The organism is Streptomyces sichuanensis, assembly GCF_020328095.1.
Taxonomy (GTDB): Bacteria; Actinomycetota; Actinomycetes; order Streptomycetales; family Streptomycetaceae; genus Streptomyces; species Streptomyces cinnamoneus.
The window spans coordinates 23,877-33,206 of the sequence record NZ_JAIXMK010000121.1; the positions used below are offsets into that span (position 1 = coordinate 23,877).

8 protein-coding genes are annotated in these 9,330 nt (G+C 71.2%); all 8 read right to left on the reverse strand.

The window, feature by feature from the left end; all coding sequences use genetic code 11:
• Window positions 1–31: 31 nt before the first annotated feature.
• Window positions 32–1,687 (reverse strand): NADH-quinone oxidoreductase subunit NuoN, encoded by a 1,656-nt coding sequence (gene nuoN, locus LE181_RS26440; RefSeq protein ID WP_225664014.1) that lies wholly within the window; start codon window positions 1,685–1,687, stop codon window positions 32–34.
• Window positions 1,684–3,291 carry an NADH-quinone oxidoreductase subunit M gene (locus LE181_RS26445; protein ID WP_225664015.1) on the reverse strand — a complete coding sequence of 536 codons (1,608 nt, stop codon included), beginning with the start codon at window positions 3,289–3,291 and terminating at the stop codon, window positions 1,684–1,686. Before LE181_RS26445 ends, nuoN begins: the two co-directional genes overlap by 4 nt.
• A gap of 2 nt (window positions 3,292–3,293) precedes the next feature.
• Window positions 3,294–5,231, reverse strand: coding sequence for an NADH-quinone oxidoreductase subunit L (gene nuoL / locus LE181_RS26450; protein WP_225664016.1), 1,938 nt, complete (start codon window positions 5,229–5,231; stop codon window positions 3,294–3,296).
• Window positions 5,232–5,243: 12 nt separating this feature from the next.
• Window positions 5,244–5,543 carry an NADH-quinone oxidoreductase subunit NuoK gene (nuoK, locus tag LE181_RS26455; protein WP_190112123.1) on the reverse strand — a complete coding sequence of 100 codons (300 nt, stop codon included), beginning with the start codon at window positions 5,541–5,543 and terminating at the stop codon, window positions 5,244–5,246.
• Window positions 5,540–6,367, reverse strand: a complete 828-nt coding sequence (locus LE181_RS26460) for an NADH-quinone oxidoreductase subunit J (protein WP_225664017.1) — start codon at window positions 6,365–6,367, stop codon at window positions 5,540–5,542. The genes nuoK and LE181_RS26460 overlap by 4 nt, the downstream gene beginning before the upstream one ends.
• The gene (nuoI, locus tag LE181_RS26465; protein ID WP_225664018.1) at window positions 6,364–6,999 is read right to left on the reverse strand and encodes an NADH-quinone oxidoreductase subunit NuoI; all 636 of its coding nucleotides are present in this window, start codon (window positions 6,997–6,999) and stop codon (window positions 6,364–6,366) included. The genes LE181_RS26460 and nuoI overlap by 4 nt, the downstream gene beginning before the upstream one ends.
• Window positions 6,992–8,332: an NADH-quinone oxidoreductase subunit NuoH gene (gene nuoH, locus LE181_RS26470; protein ID WP_225664022.1), complete on the reverse strand. Its 1,341-nt coding sequence runs from the start codon at window positions 8,330–8,332 to the stop codon at window positions 6,992–6,994. Before nuoH ends, nuoI begins: the two co-directional genes overlap by 8 nt.
• Window positions 8,333–8,370: 38 nt before the next feature.
• Window positions 8,371–9,330: molybdopterin-dependent oxidoreductase (locus LE181_RS26475; RefSeq protein WP_225664019.1), on the reverse strand; the 960-nt coding region annotated here is incomplete at its 5' end.

The window sequence follows — 9,330 nt, forward strand, 5'->3', positions numbered from 1 at the left end:
GCCGGGCGGCGGGTGACGGTGTGCGCGGCGGCTACCGCACGAACGTTCCCGCCTGGCCCGCCAGGTCGAGGAAGTACTGCGGCGCCACTCCGAGGATCAGGGTGACCGCGACGCCCACGGCGATGGCCGTGGACGTCAGCGGGCTCGGCACGGCGACCGTCGGGCCCTCGGTCCGCGGCTCGCTGAAGAACATCAGCACGATCACCCTGATGTAGAAGAACGCGGCGATCGCCGAGGACAGCACGCCCACGATGACCAACGGCGCGGCCCCGCCCTGCGCCGCCGCCTTGAAGACGGCGAACTTGCCCGCGAAGCCGCTGGTGAGCGGGATGCCGGCGAAGGCCAGCAGGAAGACCGCGAACACGGCCGCGACCAGCGGTGAACGGCGGCCGAGCCCGGCCCACTGCGTCAGGTGGGTGGCTTCCCCGCCGGCGTCGCGCACGAGCGTCACCACCGCGAACGCCCCGAGCGTCACGAACGAGTAGGCGCCCAGGTAGAAGAGCACCGAGGAGATGCCGTCGGGGGTGGTGGCGACGACACCGGCGAGGATGAAGCCGGCGTGGGCGATGGAGGAGTAGGCCAGCAGCCGCTTCACATCGGTCTGGGTGACGGCCACGATCGCGCCGACGAGCATCGTGACGATGGCGACGGCCCACATCACCGGCCGCCAGTCCCACCGCAGCCCCGGCAGGACGACGTAGAGCAGCCGCAGCAGGGCGCCGAAGGCGGCGACCTTGGTGGCGGCCGCCATGAAGCCGGTGACCGGCGTGGGGGCGCCCTGGTAGACGTCGGGCGTCCACATGTGGAACGGCACCGCACCCACCTTGAACAGCAGGCCCATCAGCACCAGCGCACCGCCGATCAGCAGCAGTGCGTCGTTGCCCATCGTGCCGGCGAGCGCCGGGTCGACGGTGCGGGTGGCGCCGCCGACGACCTCGGCGATGCCGGAGTAGGTGACCGTGCCCGCGTAGCCGTACAGCAGGGCCACCCCGAAGAGCAGGAAGGCGGAGGAGAAGGCGCCGAGGAGGAAGTACTTGACCGCCGACTCCTGCGAGAGCAGCCGGTGGCGGCGGGCCAGGGCGCACAGCACGTACAGCGGGAGGGAGAAGACCTCCAGCGCGACGAAGAGCGTCAACAGGTCGTTGGCGGCGGGGAAGACGAGCATGCCGCCGACCGCGAAGAGCATGACCGGGAAGACCTCGGTGGTCGCCAGACCCGCCATGACGGCCTTCCGCTCGGCGTCCCCGCCGGGCACGGTGGCGGCCTGCGCGGCGAAGGAGTCGACGGGCCGGCCGTTCGCCGCCGGTTCGAGCCGGCGCTCGGCGAAGGTGAACGCCGCGACGAGGCCGACGAGGAGCACGATGCCCTGCAGGAAGAGCGCCGGGCCGTCGACGGCGACCGCGCCCATGGCCGCGACGTGCGCCTTGTCCGAGCCGTAGCCGCCCGCCGCCAGGGCGACGACGGCCGCGAAGGCGGCCGCCAGGCCGACGACGGTCAGCAGCAGCTGGGCGTGGTAACGGGCGCGGCGCGGCAGGAACGCCTCGACGAGGACGCCCAGGACGGCGGCGCCCAGCACGATGAGCGTCGGCGAGAGCTGGGCGTACTCGATGTGCGGTGCGGGGATCTTCTTCGGCGCCTCGGCCGCCGCCAGTGTCCACAGGCTGTGGACGGATGCTGCGTGGCTCACTTCGCGGCCTCCACATCGTTCACACGAACATCAGGCTGGGGGTCGCCCTTCTCCACCTGCGACATCGTGTGCTCGACCGCCGGGTCGATCATGTCCGTCAGCGGCTTGGGGTAGATGCCGAGGAAGAGCAGCAGGGCGATCAGCGGGGCGACGACGACCAGCTCGCGCACCCGCAGGTCCGGCATGCCGCGCACCGCTTCCTTCACCGGGCCGGTCATCGTGCGCTGGTAGAGCACGAGGACGTACAGCGCGGCGAGCACGATGCCGACGGTGGCGATCACGCCGACGGCCGGGTAGCGGCTGAAGGCGCCGACGAGGACGAGGAATTCGGAGACGAAGGGCGCGAGGCCCGGCAGCGACAGCGTGGCCAGACCGCCGACCAGGAACGTGCCGGCGAGGACGGGCGCCACCTTCTGGACGCCGCCGTAGTCGGCGATGAGCCGCGAGCCGCGCCGGGAGATCAGGAAGCCGGCGACCAGCATCAACGCCGCCGTGGAGATCCCGTGGTTGACCATGTAGAGCGTGGCGCCGCCCTGACCCTGGGTGGTCATCGCGAAGATCCCGAGCACGATGAAGCCGAAGTGGGAGATCGAGGCGTAGGCGATCAGGCGCTTGATGTCCCGCTGGCCGACCGCCAGCAGCGCCCCGTAGAGGATGCTGATCAGCGACAGCACGAGGATCACCGGCGTCGCCCACTTCGACGCCTCCGGGAAGAGCTGGAGGCAGAAGCGGAGCATCGCGAACGTGCCGACCTTGTCCACCACCGCGGTGATCAGCACGGCGACGGGGGCGGTGGCCTCGCCCATGGCGTTGGGCAGCCAGGTGTGCAGCGGCCACAGCGGCGCCTTGACGGCGAAGGCGAAGAAGAACCCGAGGAACAGGGCCCGTTCGGTGGTGGTCGCGAAGTCCAGCTTCCCGGCCGCGCGGGCCTGGACGATCTCGGTGAGGGAGAAGGTGCCGGTGCCCAGCTGGTGGGCGGTGACCGCGTAGAGCCCGATCACGGCGGCCAGCATGATCAGGCCGCCGACGAGGTTGTAGAGCAGGAACTTCACCGCGGCGTACGAGCGCTGGGTCGCCGTCTCCGCCTCGGGGCGCTCCCCCGCCCGGTCGCCGAAGCCGCCGATGAGGAAGTACATCGGGATGAGCATGGCTTCGAAGAAGATGTAGAAGAGGAAGACGTCGGTGGCCTCGAAGGCGATGACGACCATCGCCTCGACCATCAGGATCAGCGCGAAGAAGCCCTGGGTGGGCCGCCAGCGCGAGGACTGCGTCTCCAGGGGGTCGGCGTCGTGCCAGCCGGCCAGCACGATGAAGGGGACCAGCAGCGCGGTCAGCGCGATCAGCACCACCGCGATGCCGTCGACGCCCAGGTCGTACCGGACCCCGAAGTCGGCGATCCAGGCGTGCGACTCGGTGAGCTGGAAGGGGCCCTTCGCATCCGGGTCGAAGCGCACCAGCTGCACCGCGGCCAGCAGCAGGGTGGCGAGCGAGAAGGCCAGCGCGAGCCACTTGGCGGCCGTGCGCCGCGCGGCCGGGACGGCGGCGGTGGCCACCGCCCCGAGGGCGGGCACCGCGGCCGTGGCCGTCAGCAGGGGAAATGACATGACTAGACCGCCCTCATCAGCAGGGTCGCGGCGACGAGCACCGCCGCACCGCCGAACATCGAGACCGCGTACGAGCGCGCGAAGCCGTTCTGCAGCCTGCGCATCCGGCCCGACAGCCCGCCGACCGCGGCGGCGGTGCCGTTGACGACGCCGTCGACCACGGTGTGGTCGAGGTAGACCAGGCTGCGGGTCAGGTGCTCACCACCGCGGACGAGCACGACGTGGTTGACGTCGTCCTGGAGCAGGTCGCGGCGGGCGGCCCGGACCAGGACGTTGCCGCGCGGTGCGGTGACCGGCACCGGGCCGCGCCCGTACTGCGCCCAGGCGAGCGCGACGCCGACGAAGAGGACGACCATGGTGGCCGCGGTGACCTGCACGGCCGTGACCGGCGAGTGGCCCTCCGCGTGCCCGGTGACCGGCTCCAGCCAGTTCAGGAAGGCGTCGTTGAGGCTGAACAGGCCACCGGCGAAGACCGATCCGAAGGCCAGCAGGATCATCGGGATGGTCATCGTGCGCGGAGACTCGTGCGGGTGCGGCAGTTCGCCCGGGCGACCGCCGGCCGCCGGCTCGGCGCTCGGCTCGTCCGGGGAGGGCGCCGGCTGCCACCGCTTCTCGCCGAAGAACGTCAGGATCATCACGCGCGTCATGTAGTACGCGGTGATGGCCGCGCCGAGCAGCGCCGTCCCGCCCAGGATCCAGCCCTCGGTGCCGCCCTTGGCGAAGGCCGCCTCGATGATCTTGTCCTTGGAGAAGAAGCCGGACAGGCCGGGGAAGCCGATGATGGCGAGGTAGCCGAGGCCGAACGTCACGAAGGTGACCGGCATGTACGACCGCAGGCCGCCGTAGCGCCGCATGTCGACCTCGTCGTTCATGCCGTGCATGACCGAGCCGGCGCCGAGGAAGAGGCCGGCCTTGAAGAAGCCGTGGGTCACCAGGTGCATGATCGCGAAGGCGTAGCCGACCGGCCCGAGCCCGGCGGCGAGGATCATGTAGCCGATCTGGGACATCGTCGAACCCGCCAGGGCCTTCTTGATGTCGTCCTTCGCGCAACCGACGATCGCACCGAAGAGGAGCGTGACCGCGCCGACCGTGACGACCGCCGTCTGGGCGTCCGGCGCCCCGTCGAAGATCGCACCCGAGCGGGTGATCAGGTAGACGCCGGCGGTCACCATCGTGGCCGCGTGGATGAGGGCGGAGACCGGCGTGGGGCCCTCCATGGCGTCCCCGAGCCAGCTCTGCAGCGGCACCTGGGCCGACTTGCCGCAGGCGGCGAGCAGGAGCATGAGCCCGATGGCGGTCAGCTTGCCCTCGCCCGCCCGGTCCGCGCTCTCCAGCACCGGCCCGAAGGCGAACGTCCCGAAGGTGGTGAACATCAGCATGACGGCGATCGACAGGCCCACGTCACCGACGCGGTTGACCAGGAACGCCTTCTTCGCGGCCGTGGCCGCGCTGGGCTTGTGCTGCCAGAAGCCGATCAGCAGGTACGAGGCGAGGCCCACGCCCTCCCAGCCGACGTACAGCAGCAGGTAGTTGTCGGCGACGACCAGGAGCAGCATCGCGGCCAGGAAGAGGTTCAGATAGCCGAAGAAGCGCCGCCGGCGCTCGTCGTGCGCCATGTAGCCGATCGAGTAGAGATGGATCAGCGAGCCGACGCCCGTGATCAGCAGCACGAAGGTCATCGACAGCTGGTCGAGCTGGAAGCCGACGTCGGCGCGGAAGCCCCCGACGGGCACCCAGCTGAAGACGGTCGTGCCCAGCTCGCGGTCCTCGCCGTCCCGGCCCAGCATGCCGGCGAAGAGCACCGCGCCGATGACGAAGGACAGCGCGGCGAGCAGCGTGCCGATCCAGGGGGCGCTGCTGTCGAGCCGGCGGCCGCCGCAGAGCAGCACGCCGGCCCCCAGCAGGGGCACCAGGACGAGCAATCCGATGAGGTTCTCCACCGTCAGGTCCCCTTACAGCTTCAGCAGGCCGGCGTCGTCGACCGAGGCCGAGTGGCGGGAGCGGAAGATCGTCACGATGATCGCGAGACCGATCACGACTTCGGCGGCGGCCACGACCATCGTGAAGAAGGCGATGATCTGGCCGTCGAGGTTGCCGTGCATCCGGGAGAAGGTGACGAAGGCCAGGTTGCAGGCGTTGAGCATCAGCTCGATGCACATGAAGATGACGATCGCGTTCCGCCGGATGAGCACACCGGCGGCGCCGATGGTGAACAGCAGGGCCGCCAGGTAGAGGTAGTTGACCGGATTCACTGGGCGCCTCCCTGCGAGGGCGAGCGGTCCTTGCGCCTCTCCAGCCACTTCTCCGACCGCTGCTCCAGCGCCGCGAGGTCGGCGAGGGCGTCGCCGGAGACGTCGCGGACCTGGCCGCGCGCCCGCAGCGTGGCGTTGACGGTGAGCTCGGAGGGCGTCCCGTCGGGCAGCAGGCCGGGGACGTCCACGGCGTTGTGCCGGGCGTAGACGCCGGGCGCGGGAAGCGGCGGCAGGTGGGCGCCGCGCACGCGGGCCGTCGACCGCTCGCGCTGCGTGGCGGCCCGCTCGGTGCGCTCGCGGTGGGTGAGGACCATGGCGCCGACGGCCGCCGTGATGAGCAGGGCGCCGGTGATCTCGAAGGCGAAGACGTACTTGGTGAAGATCAGTGCGGCCAGACCCTGGACGTTGCCGCCGGCGTTGGCCTGGCCCAGGCCGTTGAAGTCGCGCAGCGAGGCGTTGGCGATGCCGGCCGTCAGGAGGACGCCGAAGCCCAGGACGCACAGCCCGGCCAGCCAGCGCTGGCCCCTGATCGTCTCCTTCAGCGAGTCCGCGGCGGTGACGCCGACGAGCATCACGACGAACAGGAACAGCATCATGATGGCGCCGGTGTAGACGACGATCTGCACGACGCCCAGGAAGTAGGCGCCGTTGGCGAGGTAGAAGACCGCCAGGACGATCATCGTCCCGGCGAGCGACAGTGCGCTGTGCACCGCCTTCTTCATCAGCACCGCACCCAGCGCGCCCGCCACGGCGACGACGGCCAGGATCCAGAACTGGACCGCCTCGCCCGTGGACGTCGTCGAGGCGACGGCGGCGAGGCTCATGCCTCCACCCCCTCGTCGGCTGCCCGGGCCGCAGGCCCTGACGAGCACTGTTCGCCCTTGGAGTGCGCCACCTGCCGCACCGTGCCCGGCGCGGCCTCGGTCACCAGGCCCCGGTAGTAGTCCTGTTCGGTCATGCCCGGGTAGATCGCGTGCGGGGTGTCGACCATGCGGTCCTCCAGCCCCGCCAGCAGCTGCTCCTTGGTGTAGATGAGCGACTCGCGGCTGGCGTCGGCCAGTTCGTACTCGTTGGTCATCGTCAGCGCGCGGGTCGGGCACGCCTCGACGCACAGGCCGCACAGGATGCAGCGCAGGTAGTTGATCTGGTAGACGCGGCCGTACCGCTCGCCCGGGGAGTAGCGCTCCTCGTCGGTGTTGTCCGCGCCCTCGACGTAGATCGCGTCGGCCGGGCAGGCCCAGGCGCACAGCTCGCAGCCGATGCACTTCTCCAGGCCGTCGGGGTGCCGGTTGAGCTGGTGGCGGCCGTGGAAGCGCGGCGCCGTGTGCTTCTTCTCCTCCGGGTACTGCTCGGTCAGCCGCTTCTTGAACATGGCCTTGAAGGTCACGCCGAAGCCGGCCACGGGATTCTGGAAGGGGGCCCGGGGGGTGTCCCCCCGGGAAGACTCGCTAGACACCGTCGGCCTCCTTTCGGTCACTCTGAGTGTCCACCCCACCACTGACAATCAGCTCGCGATCCTGGCGCGACCGGCGCCGGGGCACGGGCGGGAGGGTCTGACCGGGCAGCGGCGGCACGGGGAATCCGCCCGCCATCGGGTCGAACGCGGGCGTGGGCGCGGGCTTCCCGGCCCCCTCCCCGGCCGGCTCGCCGTCGCCGTCGCGGTCCCCGCGGAAGACGTCGAAGAGGAGCGAGGCCAGCAGCACCGCCAGGACCCCGCCGCCGACGTACAGCAGGATGTCCTGGAAGTCGTAGTTCTCGTTGCGCAGCGCGCGCACGGTGGCCACGAGCATCAGCCACACCACCGAGACCGGGATGAGGACCTTCCAGCCCAGCTTCATCAGCTGGTCGTAGCGCACCCGGGGCAGCGTGCCGCGCAGCCAGATGAAGAAGAACAGCAGCAGCTGCACCTTGAGGACGAACCACAGCATCGGCCACCAGCCGTGGTTGGCGCCCTCCCAGAACGCGGAGAGCGGGTAGGGGGCCTGCCAGCCGCCCAGGAAGAGGGTGGTCGCGACCGCCGAGACCGTCACCATGTTCACGTACTCGGCGAGCATGAACATCGCGAACTTGATCGACGAGTACTCCGTGTTGAAGCCGCCGACCAGATCGCCCTCGGACTCCGGCATGTCGAAGGGGGCGCGGTTGGTCTCACCCACCATCGTCGCGATGTAGATGAGGAAGGAGACCGGCAGCAGCAGCACGTACCAGCGGTCGTGCTGGGCCTCGACGATCGTCGACGTCGACATCGAACCGGAGTAGAGGAAGACCGACGCGAAGGCCGCGCCCATCGCGATCTCGTACGAGATCATCTGCGCGCAGGACCGCAGCCCGCCCAGCAGCGGGTACGTCGAGCCGGACGACCAGCCGGCCAGCACGATGCCGTAGATGCCGATCGAGGCGACCGCGAGGACGTAGAGCACCGCGATCGGCAGGTCGGTGAGCTGCATCGTGGTGCGGTGCCCGAAGACCGACACCTCGTTGCCTGCCGGGCCGAAGGGGATCACCGCGATCGCCATGAACGCCGGGATCGCGGCGACGACCGGCGCGAGGACGTAGACGATCTTGTCGGCCCGCCGGACGACCACGTCCTCCTTCAGCATCAGTTTGATGCCGTCGGCCAGCGACTGCAGCATGCCCCACGGTCCGTGACGGTTGGGGCCGATGCGCAGCTGCATCCAGGCGACGACCTTGCGCTCCCACACGATGGAGAAGAGCACCGTCAGCATCAGGAACGCGAAGCAGAAGACGGCCTTGACGACCACCAGCCACCACGGGTCCCTGCCGAACATCGACAGGTCCTCGGCAGCGAGCCGAGTCAGCTCAGGGTTCACGAGCGCATCTCCCGTCCCTCGGTCGCCCGGTCCTCGCCGCTCTCGGCGGCGATCCGTACGAGCTCGCCCGGCACCGCCCCGGTGTCGGAGGCGACGCCGCCGCCCACGGAGTTCAGCGGCAGCCACACCACCCGGTCGGGCATCGGCGTGATCCGCACCGGCAGCCGCACCGTGCCCGCCGGCCCGCTCACCGCGAGCACCTCACCGTCGGCCACGCCCGCCTCGGCCGCCGTGGCCGCCGAGAGCCGGGCGAACGCGGCGTGCCGCGTACCGGCCAGCGCGTCGTCGCCCTCCTGCAGCCGGCCCCGGTCCAGCAGCAGCCGGTGCCCGGCCAGCATCGCCTCGCCGCCCCGGGGGCGCGGCAGCGCCCGCCCGGGCTCCGCCGGGTCGGCCGCCCGCTCACCGCCCCACCGGCCCAGCGCCGCCATCTCCGCCCGCACCGCGGACAGATCGGGCAGCGCGAGGGGCACGTCCATCGCCTCGGCGAGCATGTGCAGCACCCGCGCGTCGGGCAGCGCGTGCCGCCGGGTGAGCTGGTCGGGTTTGATCGCGGTCTCGAACGGCCGGGCCCGGCCCTCCCAGTTGAGGAACGTGCCCGCCTTCTCCGCGACGGCCGCGACCGGCAGCACCACGTCCGCCCGGTCCGACACCTCGCCCGGACGCTGCTCCAGGCTGACGAGGAAGCCCACCGCGTCCAGCGCCTGCCGGGCCCGCGCCGGGTCGGGCAGGTCCGCGACCTCCACGCCGCCCACGAGCAGGGCGCCCAGCTCGCCGGTGGCCGCCGCCTCGACGATCTGCCCGGTGTCCCGGCCGGGACTGCGCGGCAGGGAGTCCACGCCCCACGCCGCCGCCGTCTCCTCGCGCGCCCGCGGGTCGGTGGCCGGCCGCCCGCCCGGCAGCAGCCCCGGCAGGGCCCCCGCCTCGACGGCGCCCCGCTCGCCCGCCCGCCGCGGCAT